The sequence below is a fragment of the Halostella pelagica genome, from assembly GCF_004762015.1.
GTDB lineage: Archaea > Halobacteriota > Halobacteria > Halobacteriales > Natronoarchaeaceae > Halostella > Halostella pelagica.
In genome coordinates this window covers 607216-622482 of sequence record NZ_SJES01000001.1, presented here as the reverse complement: position 1 = coordinate 622482, position 15267 = coordinate 607216, and the positions used below count along the sequence as shown (strand labels likewise).

Below are 15267 nucleotides of genomic sequence, written 5' to 3'. Positions count from 1 at the left end.
GATGCGACTGTCGCAGTGAAACGACCGGGCTCGTCAGACCCCTCTGGTTTCTGTGCGAAACCCTCAAACGTCAGTCACCACAACATATTTGTCCCTCGACAAACGGACTAACACCGTGCAAACGGACGACGGGTCGGCGACGGCCAGGGTGAGTGCGGTTCTCGTCATCGTGGTCGTCGTGTTGCTGTGTGTGACTCCGGCCGCGGCAGCGGCCGCTCCGGGCGAAGGAGGTGGCGGTCCGCCGGAGGAAAACGTCGGTGGTCCACCAGACGAGAACGGCGGCGGTCCGCCGAACGACGATGGCGGCGGTCCGCCGAATGAGACTCCTGTGAACGGCACGGCAGAGGCTACTGGAAACACGGCAGAGAACGCTTCGCCGGACGCGAACGGTTCTGCCGGCCCGGCTGACGATTCTAATTCACCGCGAGACACTGGTTCCGCGGGCAACCAAACCGGGGGCAGTTCGGAATCGACCGGGAACGACACCGCTCCGGAAGCCAGTAACGGGACACCGGGCCACTCGACCGCCGCCGGTACAGACGAGAACTCCACTGGCGAAACTAACGGGTCCAACGCTCGCAGCGGAGAGTCCGGAAGCTCTCCCGGTTCGTCCGGGGATGCGCCGGAGCAACAGGGGCAGTCCGGGACGAACGAGCCAGCACCCGGACAGAGCGGCGAATCGACGACCAATTCGTCTCCGCCGGGACAGAGCGGAGAAAACAAGGAAGAAGACACATCTTCGCCGGGTCAGAGCGGGGAGACACCCGCCGACGATACGTCGCCGCCCGGCCACGCTGGTGATTCTCCGGCCAGTAACGGTACACCGCCGGGACAGAGCGGAGAAAACACGTCTTCACCGGGTCAGAGCGGGGAGACACCTGCCGACGATACGACTCCGCCGGGTCAGAGCGGGGAGACACCCGCCGACGATACGACTCCGCCGGGACAGAGCGGGGAAACTCCGACCGGTAATACGTCGCCGCCCGGCCACGCTGGCGAGACTCCAGCCAGTAACGGTACACCGCCGGGACAGAGCGGAGAGACTCCCGCCGGCGATACGTCACCACCCGGTCAGACTGACGATGCTCCGCCGGATCACGCTAACTCGACGCCGCCGGACGATACCCCGACGCCGAACGACAACTCGACGCCGGACAACAATGCGCCGTCCGACGACAACGCCACTCAGGACGACGATGTGCCGCAGAACAGCACGCCGTCGGATGATGATACGCCGTCAGACGACGACCCGCCTTCGGACGACGCCCCGACACCCCCGAACCCGAAGAACGAAACGGACGACGCCGTGCCTGACGAGTCCGGGCATACTGAGAACGAAACGGACGACGCCGTGCCTGACGAGTCCGGGCATACTGAGAACGAAACGGGCTCGTCCGACGCGAACGACACCGTCGACGAGACACCCGGAGGAGTCGCAGTGTCGGACGACGTTGCTTCTGACGGCGAATCGACAGACGATACGACGGACGCGGACTCCGCGGAGACCGAAACTGACGACGAGAACTCCACGAACGGATCCTCGTCGGCGAACTCCGACACCCCGAAGCCGTCCTCGCCCTCGGACGAGCCCGCTCCGGCCGGCTACGGGGCCGGTGTGATCGCTGTCGGGGCGGCGGTTCGACACGGTAACAGTGCGGTGGTCCATCTCTCGACGACGTCGACGGCCACGACGACGCTTGCGCCGGAGCAACACTGGGCCGTCCGCGGCATGGCGGGCCTGTACAGCAAGTACGACGATTCGGACCCGCTGGACCACGACGCTCGCGGCCGCCTTCACGAGACTATCGTCGAAGCGCCGGGGACGCACCTCTCGGCGCTGTGTGAGCGCACCGACGTATCGCTGTCGACGGCGCGGTATCACCTCCGCGTGCTGGAGGGCGAGGGGCTAGTGTCGAGCGTCAAAGACCGGGGCAAGCGTCGCTACTTCCCGGCTGACTCGACCGAGCGGGAACTCGCCGCCGCGATGGCCGACGACGCCGCCGCGTCGGTGTTGGAGACGCTCGCACACACCGGTCCCGCGACGGTGTCGACGCTCGCGGAGGAACTCGACCGGGACCCGAGTACGGTCACCCATCACCTCAAGCGTCTCGACGAGGACGGACTGGTCGCCAGAGAACGGGACGGCCGGGCCGTTGTCAACCGCCTCGCATCCGACGTAGCCCCCGTCATCCAGTCGCCCGCGGCCGACGTTGATTCGCCGCGCCAGCCCGGTAGCGCGGACTGACCGGGTCGCCCCTTTTGTCGCTGCTGGTCGTACTGGACGCCATGTGGGACCGGCTCCGGCGTTTGCTGGCGGTCGTCGTCGCCGTCGTCAGAGTCGTTCGCCGGAAGAACATCACGTTCATGGCCGGGAGCATCGCGTACAACGCGTTCGTCTCGTTGCTACCGCTCCTTCTCATTCTGTTTCTCGTCGTCGCGGCCGTCGGTAACGACCCGCTGGCCCTCTACGTCGTCGAACTGACCGAGCGGTATCTGACGCCGAACGCGCAACTGTTACTGGCGAGCGCGCTGACCGACAGGACCGGGCAGGCGGGCCTCTCTGCTATCAGCGTCGTGACACTGTTGTGGGGGACGCTGAAGATATTTCGAGGGCTCGATACGGCGTTCGCCGAACTGTACGCGTCGGAGGCGGAGTCGACACTGCTCGACCAGTTGCGGGACGGCTTCGTCGTGCTGTTCGCGGTGCTTTTCGCAATCCTCGCCGCGGGTGTCGCGGGCGCGGCGTTCGCGCTGTTCCCGGCGGTTCCGTACGTCGGGTTTCTGAGTCCGCTAGTCCTCGTTGTCGGACTCTCGCTCGCTTTCCTCCCCATGTACTACGTCTTTCCTGACGCCGACGTGACCGTGCGAGAGGTGCTTCCGGGAACCGTCGTCGCGTCCGTCGGATGGGCGCTGTTAGAGGCGCTCTTCCAGGTGTACGCCGCCGCGGCGAGTACGTACGAGGTGTACGGTACGATCGGTGCCGTCCTCCTCCTGTTAACGTGGCTGTACTTCGGCGGCCTCGTACTGATGACCGGGGCCGCCGTCAACGTCGTTCTCGCCGGCCGCGTCGACGAGACTGTCGACACCGAGGACATCGCGAACGCCGACGTCCGAGATATCGTCCCGTAACGTATCGAATCCATTACCATACTCGGCGATACCGACAAACCTACAAGTCGTACTACCAGTTCGCCGACTAATGAGTGCGATACTGGCACAGTGGGTGGTCCCCCTCGCCGCCATCGTCGCGACGTCTATCACGGTGTACAAGTTCTGGATACAGCGGCCGTCGCTGATCGTCGACGCCGAGGTGACCGGTGCGGTTCGAACCACCGACGGCGTCGCTCTCGACCTGGAACTGTACGTCGCCAACGTCGGCCGCGATTTCGCGGAGGACGGGTACGTCTCCGTCACTGCCGGCGACTGGGTGCTCGACGCGGCGCCGGTCGACGGGCTCTCAACGACGACCTGCGACGACGAGACGACCGCCCGGGACGGCGAGTGGAAGGCGTTCCTCGACGATATCGTGTACCGGGACACAGGATTTAAACTGTACGAGGGGAGCGCGACGCTTCCGGACGACGGCCGGTACCGTCTCTCCTACACGACTGCCTGTCAATCCCAGCGCCCCCGAACCGGCACGCTGGACGTGGTCGTCGAGGGGGGTTCGGCGACCGTTCGGGACTGACGGTCACGGAGCGTCTCACTCCGCGTTCACGTCTACCCATCCACCCTCACGAGCGGACTCGTAGGCCGCCTCCGTCACGGCCGTCACGCGCAGGGCGTCGCGGGCGGTCGCCGGTGGGTCGTCGCCGGTCCGTACGGCCTCGACGAACGCCGCGGCGCGAGTCGTCAGGCTCTCGCGGTCGATGTACGGTTTGTGTTCCGTGTTCTCGGCGTCGACAGTACGCAACTGGCGCGTCTCCCACTGCCGACCATCCAAGTACACTGCACCCTCGTCGTCCCAGACGTGGACGTGTTCGCGTGTGCAGGGGGCGTCGCCGTTGACCGACACTGTCGCGGTCGCACCCTCCTCGAACGCTATCTCCAGCGTCGCGCGAGTGTCGACCCGCCGGTCGTCGTCAGCGAACGTCATGTCCGCCCGAACCCTCGACGGGGTCAGGTCGGTAATCCACAGTAACCCATCTAGCAGATGGCTCCCCGTGTCGTAGAGGTAGCCGCCGCCGGAGAGGTCGGGGTTCATCCGCCACGTGTCATCGAACCGTTCGGCCCAGTCCTGCGTGATCTCGGCGGTCATCCACTGCGGTTCCAGTTCGTCGGCCCAGCGCCGTCGAGCGGTCCGGAACGCAGTGTTGAGGTGGCGCTGGTAGCCGACCATCAGCGTCCGGTCCGACCCGTCCATGCGGTCGGCCAGTTCCCGGGCGTCTGACAGCGACGTGGTCAGCGGCTTATCGCAGTAGATGTGAAGGTTTCGCTCTAGCGCACGGACGACCTGGTCGTAGTGCAGGGTGTGTGGCGTTCCGACGAGGACGGCGTCTAACGCCTCGTTCTCTAGCATCCGCTCGTATTCGGCGTAGCGCGCGTCTGCCGGCACGTCGAACTCGTCGCCGATCTCTGACAGCGTCTCCTCGGCGATATCAGCGACCGCCGCGACAGTCGCTCCGTCGTGGCGGTGGAACTGTCCACCGACTGTCCGTCCGATGTATCCGAGGCCGACAATGCCGACCCGAAGCGTCCGTTCGTCCATCTCACTCGGTGTGCTGGGGGTCGCCGGTCTTTTCTTCCTTTGCGATCGTCCGCCCCGCGATCCAGGTGAGGAGTGCCAGCAAGAGGAAGTGCCACGCGATCAGCGCCAGTGCGAGCGTGGTGAACAGCGGTTCCCACCCCCACGGGTCGAACGCGATAAAGAGGACGAAGAAAAACGCCAGTATCCCCAGTGGAATGAAGTTCACCGTCAGGTCCAGCATCGTTTCGCGGTCGATGTAGCGCTCCGTCACACTCCTCTAATCTACGAGAGCGAAAAAAGGCTTAGTTCACAATTCACTGCCGGATACTTGCGTATTCTGCCTGATATGAGTGGTCACTCTCTGTCGGACGACTGCATGGTTACCGTCCCGATGTAGCCACTCTCGTACGTCGTACGAGAGCAAAATGTGTGAGGGGTGGGGGGTGGGGAACGAGGGTCTGGAATGTACCCTCTACCCGATCTATTGGGTGGGTGGTATATATGTTATTTGGCCAATGGTTTGCGAACAAGTAACGCGGTCCAGTCCGAAGAAATGGGCGGTTTTTGTCGGTTTGTCTCGGTCTCAGCCGTCCAGTAGACATAGCGCTGGAGTGATACAAACGGAGTATCCGCGACTGATCGGTTTCGCGAAAACTGCTCGGTGGGAAACAATCGCCGTTCTCCGCACGCTACCGGACGCGCCGATACTCGCCGTGCGATTCTTGACGCTTCGTATCGCAGACGTACGTATGGACGGCGATAGCCGAGGATCAGCGGCGGCCGCGTTCCGTCGGTTACGGCCCCGTCCGCGGACGGTCGACTGGTCGCTTTTCCTCGTGGTCGTGGTCGAAGTAGTCACTGGACTGGTCTCGTTTACCGTCGCCAGTACTAACTGGTGGCCGCTGTTCTGGCTCCACCGGGCCGTCGGGCTATCGCTGATCGTCCTCCTGGCATTCAAGTTCTCCCGAGTCGCGTACCGACTGACCGACAGCGACGAGTGGCGTCCATCGACGGCGCTATCGCTGTTGACCGCCGCCGCGGCGCTGGGCGCGATAACGACCGGCGTCGTCTGGGTGTTCGGCCTCGACGTGCGCCTCTCGTACTGGACGCTGCTGTCCGTCCACGTCGGGTTCGGACTGGCGCTCGTACCGCTCGTTCTCCTGCACGTCCGGACGCGGTTTCGACCGCCACGCCGGGCCGACTTCGAGGGCCGACGCACCGCGCTTCAGTACTCGGCGATGCTCGTCGGCGGTGCGGTCGTCTACCGCGGCCAGCAGGCGATCAACCGCGCGCTGAAGACGCCGGGTTCGGACCGCCGGTTCACGGGGTCCCAACCCCGCGACGGCGACGGGAACGAGGGGTTCCCCGTCACCTCGTGGGTCGCCGACGACCCCGCCCCGGTCGACAGGAACGCCTGGTCGCTGTCGGTCCGCGGCGAAGTCGAGGAAGCGGCCGATCTGTCGTACGCCGACCTCACGCCCGACGCCGAGCGCGAGGCGCTGCTGGACTGCACAAGCGGGTGGTACACCGTGCAGGACTGGCGGGGGATCCGAGTCGGCGATCTGCTGGGCGACGCCGGTCCGACTGACGACGCCGAATACGTCCGCTTCGTCTCGGTGACGGGGTATCGGTGGAGTCTCCCGCTCGCAGAGGCGCGGGATGCTCTGCTGGCGACACACGTCGGCGGTGAGCGCCTGAGCCACGGCCACGGCGGGCCACTGCGTCTCGTAGCGCCAGGTCACCGGGGGTTCCAGTGGGTGAAGTGGGTCGAGCGGGTCGAGGTCCGCCAGTCGGGCGACCCGGCGCAATGGATCGTGACGCTGATCAGCGGGCTCGACTGAACTTACAGACTGAGTATCTCGGGGACGGCACTCTCTGGCCTACGCTGCAGCCAGTGACCGGCCGGGTCCCGTTACTTGGCGTCCGACACGTCCGCGGGCTGCTCAAACTCAGCGCGTTCGTGGACCGTTTAAGATCGGCGTGTTCGGGCCGTTCGAGACCCCGACCACCCCGGTCCGGGACCCGGCCCCGATAATATAACAAATAGTACAAAACCGAATTTCCGGAAAACACCATTACACTGACCGTACAACCTTCAGACGATGACAGAGTCACGGCGGCTCATCTGGAAGTACTACGCCTATCGCGCCAGCAGCGCCGCCGGATTCTACCTCCCCGTTAGCATCCTCTACCTGAAGGACCAGGGGTACAGCCTGGCGTTCATCGGACTCGCGCAGGCGGTGTTTTCCTTCGCGCTTCTGGCCGCGGAGATCCCATCGGGCTACCTCGGCGACCGTATCGGTCGGCGAGGGAGCCTCGCGCTCGGGAACGCCCTCCGGGCGACCGCGATGGTCGCGTACGTCTTCGCGGGGTCGGCGCTCGGAATTCTCGTCGTGAAAGCGGTCTGGGCGATGGGGTGGGCGTTCCGTTCGGGCACTCAGAGCGCGTGGCTCTACGAGATGCTCTCCTCGCGCTTCGACGAGTCCGAGTACGCCCGAATCGACGGCCGCGGTAGCACTGTCCTCCTGACCACCTCCGGCGTCGGTGCCGTCGTCGGTGGACTGCTCTACACCGTCGGAACCGGTCTCCCGTTTCTTGTGAACGCGGGGCTGGCGACCGCCGGCATCGTCGTCCTGGCCACGTTCCCCTGCGTCGAGTGCGAGAACGACGCCGACGACGTGTTCACCGTCCGCGAGGCGACGCAGATGCTCCGCGTCCAGGTCGGCCGCTCCGAGGTCCGGTGGTTCGTCGCCTACGCCGCGCTGTTCGCCGGCCTCTTCGGCGTGACCCGCACGTTCGAGCAACCGGCGCTCGACGCCGCCGGCGTCCCCGTGGTCGGTATCGGACTCCTGTACGCCGGGTTCAAGGCCGTCTCGGCGGTCGCGGCCTCCGCGACCGGGTGGCTGGACGATACCCTCGGGATCCGCTCGACGTTCGCGCTGCTCGTTCCAGCGTTCGCCGTTACCTACGCCAGTGTCGCTCTCACGCCGCTCATGCTGGTTCCGACGCTGGTGCTGTACCGCGCAACCCAGACCGTTCTCCGTCCGCTACAGAATCAGTACCTCAACGACCGCCTGGGCGACCTCGGTCGGGCGACGGTGCTTTCTGGCGTGTCGATGGCGCTGTCGCTAGCCAGCGGAGTTGCGAAGCTTCTCGGGGGAGCAGTTGCCGGGTCGGTCGGTGCGGTCGGCGTCCTCCCCTGGGCCGGCCTGACCGTCGCGAGTCTCGCCGGCCTGCTCTGGTTGGCGACCTCACCGGTTCGGGACGGCGGGACCAAGGCGGGTGCGACGGCCACCGCCCCCGCGGACTCCGACTGAGATCTTCGGCCGCGACCGACTGCGGTCGCGTACCGTTTGGCGGTATACTGTCAGCTGTAATTCCTTGCAGAGTATCGGACTCTCGGGGGTCTGAGTATCGTTCCGAAGGTACAACAGACAGTATTAGAACGCGTGAGACCGGTCGCACTCGCGTCCGTCAGTATGACGGTAGTTCCGTTGGACTCCGGGGATCAGTCGGTAATCCCTGGACTCCGGATATCAGTTCAACCACTCGTGCGAGAGCAGGCTGTACTGATAGGCATCGACCCACTCCCCGTCATAGAAATTGTCTTCACGGAAGTGGCCTTCGCGTTCGAACCCGATCGATTCGAGCGTCTGGATCGAGGCGTCGTTCGTGACGAGTACTCGGGCAGTCACCTTGTGGAAGCCACACTCGCGAAACACGTAGTCGAGGACCAGTTCGACGGCCTCGGAGACGTACCCCTCGCGGCGGTGTTCGGAGGCTATCCAGTACATCAGACTCCCCGAATCCCCGTCACTCACCCACGGGAACGCGACGACGCCGACGGGTTCGGGTTCCTCCTTGTCCCCGTCAGCGCAGACGAGAAAGTGATACTCCGTGTCGTCGTCGAACATCTCTTCGACGTCGCTGCGACTGCGAATCGTCGTGTCTGTCAGCGGGACGCGCGTACTCGGCTCGTTCCGTCCGCGCTGGATGAACTCGTAGTCCTCTTCTTCGACCGGATGGAGAGAGACAGTATCCCCCATCGCGAACGCTGGTCCTGGCATATCCTGTGGTTAGGCTGTATCCGAATTATATGTTCGCTGAATTCTATTTCCGTAGTCGAACTGTCATACGGGAGCACGGCGGGGCGCTCCGGTGAGTGATCGGGTCCGCTTCTCGGATCGGCGCTTCGTGAATCGGTTCGGTTAAGGTATATGCGACACAAGCGGGAGGCGTGGGCGGATAGCCTAGCTCGGACAAGGCATTGGCTTCCGGAGCCAAAGATCGCGGGTTCGAATCCCGTTCCGCCCGCTCACTGTTTGTACTACCGACCTGATCGGTTCTGATCCGTCGCGGACCGTCCCGGCGTGATTCTTCGACGACGTACGTCTGTCGCTCTCGGACTCACCTCCCCGGCTGTTGCAGTAAGTCCGTCTCCGTAGGATGACGTAGTGAGTTCTTTCGCTCATCTGTCGCCGGTTTCCGGACGCTAATCCTCCGCGCTCGCAGCGGGAGCCGACACCGTCTCGTCCTCGTCGACGACGCGCTCTTTCCACGTGCCGCGCGTGAACCACAGCCCGGCCGCGAGCGCGCCGACGATGTTGCCGAGCGCCATGCCGACCCAGACGCCTGTCGCGCCCCATCCGACGACGAACGCGAGATAGTACACCGTGGGGACACGGCCGATCCAGAGTGCGACCATCGAGAACGCGAGCGCGGTCTTGGTGTTGCCAGCGCCGCGGTACGCGCCGAGTAATACCTGTGTCACGGCGATAAAGGCGAATTCGATGCTGCGGATCCGGAGGTATTCGCTGCCGAGGCGGACCGTCTCCGCCGCGCTGTCGGTGTCGGCTCCGATGAAGGCGCTGACGATGGGTTCCGGGACGGCGGCGGCGATGACGCCGGCGACCAACAGCACGCCGGCACCGGTTTTCACGGCCAGCCACACTGCCCGCTCGGCGCGGTCTTCCTTCTGTGCGCCGAGGTTCTGGCCGACCATCGTGTTTGTCGCTCGGCCGAGTCCCATCGCGGGGAGAAACACCAGCGAGACGAGGCGGTTGCCGAGGCCGTATGCGGCGACGACGGGCGGCTCGAACGTGACGACCATCGCCGTCAGCGTGATCATCGCGAGCGCGCTCGTCGACTGTTCGAGCGCGCTCGGCGTGCCGATGCGAACGATCTCCCAGACGATGGAGAGGTCGGGGAGCAGGTCCCCGACGGCGACGTCCGGCCCGGCCGACGTGAAAAAGAGAACGTACAGTCCCAGGACCGACCCGACGCCGCGTGAGAAGATGGTCGCGACCGCTGCGCCGACGATGCCGAGTTGGGGCGCTGGACCCCAACCGAAGATGAGCACGGGGTCGATGACGACGTTCACTGCGACGGAGACGAGCATCACGCGCATCGGCGTCTTGGTGTCGCCGTAGCCGCGTAACAGCGCCGAGAAGACGAAAAAGACGAACAGGAAGGGTAGACCGAGGAAGAACACTTCCATGTAGTCGGCTGCGAGCGGGACGATCCGGGCGGTCGTGTCGGTCTGGCTGGGTAGCAGTGCGAGTAGGTCCCGCGTCGACAGATAGCCCAGCGCGCTCAGACCGATAGCGAGGAGCGTCACGAACGAGAGCGTCTGGCCCGCGACGGTGCCGGCGGACCGCTCGCTGTCGGCACCGGTGTACTGGGCGACGAGGATGCTGCCGGCGGTCGTGAACCCGCCCGCGACCGAGATGAGGAGAAAGATGAGCGGGAACGCGAGGCTCATCGCTCCGACCGCGTCGGCCGACAACTGCCCCAGCCAGAACGTGTCGGTGACGTTGTAGGCGACTTGCAGGAGCTGGATCACTACGATCGGCCAGGCCAACCGGAACAGCGGCCGAACGAGTCCGCCCTCGGTAATCGATCCGTCGTGTTCGTCGACGCTCACTGTATTTCGAAACGAAACCCCCGTAGTTGAACCCTTTGATCCGGCGAACGATACCGATCAGAGAAGACCGGTCGGTATCTCTACTCGAGGCGTCGGCAGTTCGACAGACTGGTTCATCTCCCGGGAGCGAATCTGAATACCGACCGATTCCGGCGAGTCTGTGACGGTTGCTGCGACTCGAATATCGCCCGCTCAATCAACTGCTTCGGGTGTCGATACCGTCGACTCGTCCCCGACGACCGTCCGGTCCGGTAACTCGGGATTCGGTTCCCGACCCAGGGTGAGAAGACGCTCGGTCAGGGTGAGTTCCTCTGCGCTCGGGTTGGATTTCTCGATCGATTCGTACTCGACCGCTACGCCCTCGGACTCGGCGGCGATGCGGACGGCGCACAGCTGATAGGACGGGAAGAAAACCGGCGGCAGGACCCCGATAATCCCGTCGCGGCGGTGGAGGCGCTTGAGCCACGTCCCGCTGTTGACGAGCAGACCGCCGTCTGTCTCCCGCGTCGTCGGGCGGTGAGTGTGGCCGTAACAGAATATCGCAGTGTCCGGGCGCTCGGCGAAGACGTCGCGGGCGGCCTCGACGTAGGGTGCCTCGGCGTCGACTGTCAACGCCGTCTCGAAAACGCCGAACCGCTGGATCGTTTTGCGAACGTCTCGTCGGATGAAATACAGCGGGATCCCGACGAGTACGAGCAGTCCGGCGATGGCCACGTTGACCGATAGCAGGAACCAGACGGCCGTCCCTGCAGTGCCGAACTGGCCGAGAAACGAAACGGTTCGGTCGACCGGCATCGACCAGACGCCGGCCAGGTCCAGTCCCGCCAGCACCGAAAGGAGCGCGCTGATGTTGAACAGGAGGAGAAACGGCACCAGAGCGTACCGGAGGAGAGGGTTCATCTCGCGGTAGAAGTACTTCGAGATCAACCAGACCGGCATTCGCTCGGTAGGGGTGACGGCTTGTACGTCCTTCAGCCAGTTGTACCGTCCCCGGTGGGAGAGCTTGCCGGCCCGGCTAGTCACGAGCGTGTTGTAGAAGTATCCCAGCGGGGACGCGTGGGGGTTCCCCCAGTCCTCGATCCGGTTGTTGGGGTCCCGCTGGTGGCCGTGCTCGAAGTGGATCGCTTGGTCGCCGACCTCCCGGGTGATCGACTCGTCCTGAACCAGATTAACGTTGTACTCGGCGAACCGCTCGACGTACTCGTCGTAGGCGGCCAGTTCGTGGTCGTGGTTGCCCGGCAGGAGCGTGATCGGCACGCTGTCGCCAGTTGCTCGGAACTGATCGAACAGCTTCGGGTACGTCTCCTCCAGACGGTCGAACTTCGCCAGTCCCTCTATCGCGGTGAACTCCCAGAGCCCGAACGCGTCGCCGTTTATGATCAACTCCGCGTTCTCCTCGGCCGTTTCCAACCGTTCGAGAAACCCGAGTAACTCGTCGAGAAACTCGGCGTCTTCCAGTTGCTCGTCCCCACCGATGTGCAGGTCGCTGATGACGTAGTAAACCGGCTCATCGGCCGTCGCTTCGGAGCTTTGACTCATTATTAGTAGCCGTCTCCCGGCCGGTGGACGGTCGATTCGGCGGCCGGGACTCGCTTACGTAGGTATGAGGAAACAGTCGTATATATTGCCCGCTTGACGCCGCTTCGCGGCTGGGGGTTTCGAAACCGGAGCGTCGACACCACCGAGTAAACGAGACCGGCGACGTCTGACCGCGCTACGGCGTTTCGTTGGTTTCCAGCGAGAACTCGCCGCGGGGGTAGGCGACGCAGGTCAGCGTGTACCCATCGCCGAGTTCGTTCTCGTCTAACATCTCCTGGTCGTCGTGTTCGACGAACTCGGTGGCGTCGCCGTCGGGGATGCGTCCGCCGCAGGAGACGCACTGTCCCTGGCGGCAGGCGTACGGCAGGTCCCAGCCCTCGTCTTCGCCGGCCTCCAGCAGCGTCTCGTTGTTGGCGACCTCGATAGTCTCGCCCTCCTTGACGTACTCGATCTCGTAGTGTTCGATCTCGTCTTCGGGGATGTCGCCGGGGCCGGAGGTTTCCTCGGCACCGCCCTCCTCACCCTCCGCCAGTTCGCCGCCGGACTCGCCCGCTGCGACCGCACCGGCACCGCCGCCACCGCCGATAGCGCGGTTCATCGGTTCCGGGAAATCAGTCTCGGGCACCGATTCGGCCCGCCGCTCCAGGAGTTCCTGCGAGATGTCCTCGTTCGCGGTCCACTCGGTGCCTCGGGAGAAGTGCAAGATCACTGCCGTCACCGTCAGCAGCAACCCGAGACCGAGCCCAATTTCGTTCACCATATGCGTCGAAGTTGGAAATCCTGGTTTAACTCTGTTGTGATTATTTGCGCCGTGTAGCGGTCGTCCGGTGGGGCGGGATCTCCGGACTCGTCCCTTTCCCGCGAACCTCGTGACGGCCGAAGCCCGCCCCTGTGGTATGGCTTCCCCGTTTCACTCGTCGCGAACTACCTCGTGACGGCCGAAGCCCGCCCCTGTGGTATGGCTTCCCCGTTTCACTCGTCGCGAACTACCTCGTGACGGCCGAAGCCATACCGCAACCGATTCGCTAACCGACGCGAAAACCGCTCGTCTCGACTGGCGAACCGCTCGGAGAGCGCCTGATAGATGAGCGGCACCGCCACCTCCTGTTCCAGCGCCTCCTGTACGGTCCACGTGCCGGTGGACCCGCCTTCGACGTGGTCCGCGACGGTACCGAGGTCGTTGCCCTCCTCGCGGAACGCTTCCTCGCAGAGTTCCAGTAGCCACGAGCGGATGACCGCCCCGTTGTTCCACGTGTTCGCGACGCTTTCGAGGTCAAGGTCGTAGCGGCCGTTCGCGAGCAGTTCGAACCCTTCGCCGTAGGTCTGCATCAGGGCGTACTCGACGCCGTTGTGGACCATCTTCACGTAGTGGCCGCTCCCGGCCGGGCCCATTCGGTCGTGGCCGTCGGGTCCCGTGGCGACGGCGTCGAAGACGGGCGTCAGTTCGTCGTAGGCCCACTCGGGGCCGCCGACCATCAGCGAGAAGCCGAGTTCCGCGCCCGCGGGACCGCCGCTGGTGCCGCAGTCGAGATACGCGGCCGCGGTGGACTCGGCGCGGCGGACGGAGTCCTCGAAGTGGGAGTTGCCGCCGTCGACGACCACGTCATCGCCGTCGAGGTGTGATTCGAGGTCGTCGAGGGCAGCGTCGACCGCCTCGCCGGCGGGCACCATTAGCCAGATCCGCTTGTCCTCGCCCAGTCGCTCTGCGAGGTCGGAGACGGAGTCGGCGGGCGTCGCGCCCGCGTCCGCCGCCGAGGCAACGGCTTCTTCGTCCAAGTCGAAGGCGATAACGTCGTGACCCGCGTCCAACGTCCGCTCGACGACGATCTGTCCCATGCGTCCGAGTCCGATGACGCCCAGTTGCATGGTGGGGGCTGTCGGGCGGGCGCAGGTAGTGGTTGCGGTTCGTCAGAGCGATACGTGCGGTTCGTCAGCAGCGCACCTACGCGGTCCGCGGCGGCGCGTCCGTCAGTAGGACAGACTGTCAACGCGTTCGTATCCGACGGCAGTGACGACGACCGTCGCACCGCCGTACTTGACGTAGACGCCGCTCTCGTGCGGTTCGTCTCCCGACGAGACGTAGTACGGCAGGTCATGCTGGAGAACGTCGACGAGTTCGAGCGTGTCACGGCCGGAGAGGTCGACTGCCTCCCACTCGTCGCGGACGTCGCGGTCGACCGCGCGGCGGATAGCCGCCCCGACACCCGGTACGCCGTCGAGTATCCCGTCACCGTCGTAAAGAACCGTCGCTCGCGCCGGCACGTCCTCGACGACTCGCGCTGCGACGCTCGTGACGGCGTCTGCGTCGCCACTGGTACGCCGCCGGGCGAGTCCGTACGCGGCCGTGGTTACGATGATTCCCAGCGAGAAGAGCAGATCACGCAGGTCCCGATTCATACCGGACGGTTGGAACTATCATATATTAATCTTTTGCGTGGCCGAACGTCCGGGGGAACTGTCTGACGCACGGCGGTCAGTATCCGCCGACTAGTTTCACGAATACTAGCTGTGTCTCCCCGGTTCCACGGGACGAGGGGCTTCGAGATGTCGAACGAAACGGGCGAATTAGAGAAGCGCGCCCGTCGTGATGAGGCCGGCGTCGACGAGCAGGAGGACGCCGACGACCGCAGCGGCGCGAAACAGGCCGATGTTCTCTCTGGCCGGCGCTCTGACCTTCTTCATCTTCAGGTCCGCCGTCAGTTTCGAACTCCCGACTTCGACGAGGCCGGCGAGCACCAGCCACAGCGCGAGCATAGCGAGGACGAGGTTCCCGTTCGTCGTCTCGAGCAGGCTCTTTCCGGGGTATCCCTGGGCGGCCATGTGGCCGCCGGTGGCGAACAGGAGGGCGGCGCTAACCCGCGAGATGGTCTTCAGACTGCCTACGAGACGTTCGAGCGGGTCCGCGTTGAAGTGACCGTCGCGCGCTGCCGGCAGGACTGCGAGCGTCACGAACAGAACGCTACCGACCCACAGTGCCGCAAACAGGAGATGCGTCGTCCGTATCGCCGCGTCGACCAGTGACATTACTGTACTGTTCGGGCCGAAGGGTTTCAGTTTTTCCAAGGAGCCGAGATGTCAGCCAGGAGACGGTGATCCCGTCGCCGGCGGGTCCGCCCCG

14 protein-coding genes and 1 tRNA gene are annotated in these 15267 nt (G+C 64.7%); 6 read left to right on the top strand and 9 right to left on the bottom strand.

The window, feature by feature from the left end:
- Positions 1-115: 115 nt before the first annotated feature.
- From EYW42_RS03080 to EYW42_RS03070, 3 genes are all read left to right on the top strand, one after another.
- Positions 116-2245 (top strand): helix-turn-helix domain-containing protein, encoded by a 2130-nt coding sequence (locus EYW42_RS03080; RefSeq protein WP_135533783.1) that lies wholly within the window; start codon positions 116-118, stop codon positions 2243-2245.
- Positions 2246-2286: 41 nt separating this feature from the next.
- Positions 2287-3129, top strand: a complete 843-nt coding sequence (locus EYW42_RS03075) for a YihY/virulence factor BrkB family protein (RefSeq protein WP_135533782.1) — start codon at positions 2287-2289, stop codon at positions 3127-3129.
- A gap of 70 nt (positions 3130-3199) precedes the next feature.
- Positions 3200-3688: a hypothetical protein gene (locus EYW42_RS03070; protein WP_135533781.1), complete on the top strand. Its 489-nt coding sequence runs from the start codon at positions 3200-3202 to the stop codon at positions 3686-3688.
- 15 nt (positions 3689-3703) lie between these two features.
- On the opposite strand, the gene EYW42_RS03065 is transcribed toward EYW42_RS03070, so the two are convergent.
- Both EYW42_RS03065 and EYW42_RS03060 read right to left on the bottom strand, forming a co-directional pair.
- Positions 3704-4708 (bottom strand): Gfo/Idh/MocA family protein, encoded by a 1005-nt coding sequence (locus EYW42_RS03065; protein WP_135533780.1) that lies wholly within the window; start codon positions 4706-4708, stop codon positions 3704-3706.
- A 1-nt stretch (position 4709) separates the two neighbouring features.
- On the bottom strand, positions 4710-4958 hold the full coding sequence (locus tag EYW42_RS03060; protein ID WP_237561263.1) for a DUF6684 family protein: 249 nt from the start codon (positions 4956-4958) through the stop codon (positions 4710-4712).
- A gap of 478 nt (positions 4959-5436) precedes the next feature.
- Between EYW42_RS03060 and EYW42_RS03055 the strand changes: the two genes are divergently transcribed.
- Positions 5437-6528 (top strand): molybdopterin-dependent oxidoreductase, encoded by a 1092-nt coding sequence (locus EYW42_RS03055; protein ID WP_135533779.1) that lies wholly within the window; start codon positions 5437-5439, stop codon positions 6526-6528.
- A gap of 261 nt (positions 6529-6789) precedes the next feature.
- The gene (locus EYW42_RS03050) at positions 6790-8004 is read left to right on the top strand and encodes an MFS transporter (RefSeq protein ID WP_135533778.1); all 1215 of its coding nucleotides are present in this window, start codon (positions 6790-6792) and stop codon (positions 8002-8004) included.
- Positions 8005-8223: 219 nt separating this feature from the next.
- Here the strand turns inward: EYW42_RS03050 and EYW42_RS03045 are convergent, their stop codons facing one another.
- A complete protein-coding gene (locus tag EYW42_RS03045) occupies positions 8224-8754 on the bottom strand; it encodes a GNAT family N-acetyltransferase (RefSeq protein WP_135533777.1) in 531 nt (176 codons plus the stop codon).
- Positions 8755-8926: 172 nt separating this feature from the next.
- Between EYW42_RS03045 and EYW42_RS03040 the strand changes: the two genes are divergently transcribed.
- Positions 8927-9001: transfer RNA gene (locus EYW42_RS03040), tRNA-Arg, on the top strand.
- Between the two features lie 178 nt (positions 9002-9179).
- Here EYW42_RS03040 and EYW42_RS03035 read toward each other — a convergent pair.
- The 6 genes from EYW42_RS03035 to EYW42_RS03010 form a co-directional block, all read right to left on the bottom strand.
- Positions 9180-10610 (bottom strand): MATE family efflux transporter, encoded by a 1431-nt coding sequence (locus EYW42_RS03035; protein ID WP_310732938.1) that lies wholly within the window; start codon positions 10608-10610, stop codon positions 9180-9182.
- Between the two features lie 192 nt (positions 10611-10802).
- Positions 10803-12149: a metallophosphoesterase gene (locus EYW42_RS03030; RefSeq protein WP_135533776.1), complete on the bottom strand. Its 1347-nt coding sequence runs from the start codon at positions 12147-12149 to the stop codon at positions 10803-10805.
- A 175-nt stretch (positions 12150-12324) separates the two neighbouring features.
- The gene (locus tag EYW42_RS03025; RefSeq protein ID WP_135533775.1) at positions 12325-12909 is read right to left on the bottom strand and encodes a 2Fe-2S iron-sulfur cluster-binding protein; all 585 of its coding nucleotides are present in this window, start codon (positions 12907-12909) and stop codon (positions 12325-12327) included.
- A gap of 212 nt (positions 12910-13121) precedes the next feature.
- Positions 13122-14015, bottom strand: coding sequence for a phosphogluconate dehydrogenase (NAD(+)-dependent, decarboxylating) (gene gnd / locus EYW42_RS03020; protein ID WP_135533774.1), 894 nt, complete (start codon positions 14013-14015; stop codon positions 13122-13124).
- 102 nt (positions 14016-14117) lie between these two features.
- On the bottom strand, positions 14118-14546 hold the full coding sequence (locus tag EYW42_RS03015) for a hypothetical protein (protein WP_135533773.1): 429 nt from the start codon (positions 14544-14546) through the stop codon (positions 14118-14120).
- Positions 14547-14714: 168 nt separating this feature from the next.
- Positions 14715-15173, bottom strand: coding sequence for a CopD family protein (locus tag EYW42_RS03010; RefSeq protein WP_135533772.1), 459 nt, complete (start codon positions 15171-15173; stop codon positions 14715-14717).
- Positions 15174-15267 lie beyond the last annotated feature (94 nt).

What these genes read in the sequence shown, in the direction of transcription:
- EYW42_RS03075 (WP_135533782.1), top strand. Translation starts at nt 2,287, where the DNA reads ATGTGGGACCGGCTCCGGCGTTTGCTGGCGGTCGTCGTCGCCGTCGTC.
- EYW42_RS03070 (WP_135533781.1), top strand. Translation starts at nt 3,200, where the DNA reads ATGAGTGCGATACTGGCACAGTGGGTGGTCCCCCTCGCCGCCATCGTC.
- EYW42_RS03065 (WP_135533780.1), bottom strand. Translation starts at nt 4,708, where the DNA reads ATGGACGAACGGACGCTTCGGGTCGGCATTGTCGGCCTCGGATACATC.
- EYW42_RS03055 (WP_135533779.1), top strand. Translation starts at nt 5,437, where the DNA reads ATGGACGGCGATAGCCGAGGATCAGCGGCGGCCGCGTTCCGTCGGTTA.
- EYW42_RS03050 (WP_135533778.1), top strand. Translation starts at nt 6,790, where the DNA reads ATGACAGAGTCACGGCGGCTCATCTGGAAGTACTACGCCTATCGCGCC.
- EYW42_RS03045 (WP_135533777.1), bottom strand. Translation starts at nt 8,754, where the DNA reads ATGCCAGGACCAGCGTTCGCGATGGGGGATACTGTCTCTCTCCATCCG.
- EYW42_RS03030 (WP_135533776.1), bottom strand. Translation starts at nt 12,149, where the DNA reads ATGAGTCAAAGCTCCGAAGCGACGGCCGATGAGCCGGTTTACTACGTC.
- EYW42_RS03025 (WP_135533775.1), bottom strand. Translation starts at nt 12,909, where the DNA reads ATGGTGAACGAAATTGGGCTCGGTCTCGGGTTGCTGCTGACGGTGACG.
- gnd (WP_135533774.1), bottom strand. Translation starts at nt 14,015, where the DNA reads ATGCAACTGGGCGTCATCGGACTCGGACGCATGGGACAGATCGTCGTC.
- EYW42_RS03015 (WP_135533773.1), bottom strand. Translation starts at nt 14,546, where the DNA reads ATGAATCGGGACCTGCGTGATCTGCTCTTCTCGCTGGGAATCATCGTA.
- EYW42_RS03010 (WP_135533772.1), bottom strand. Translation starts at nt 15,173, where the DNA reads ATGTCACTGGTCGACGCGGCGATACGGACGACGCATCTCCTGTTTGCG.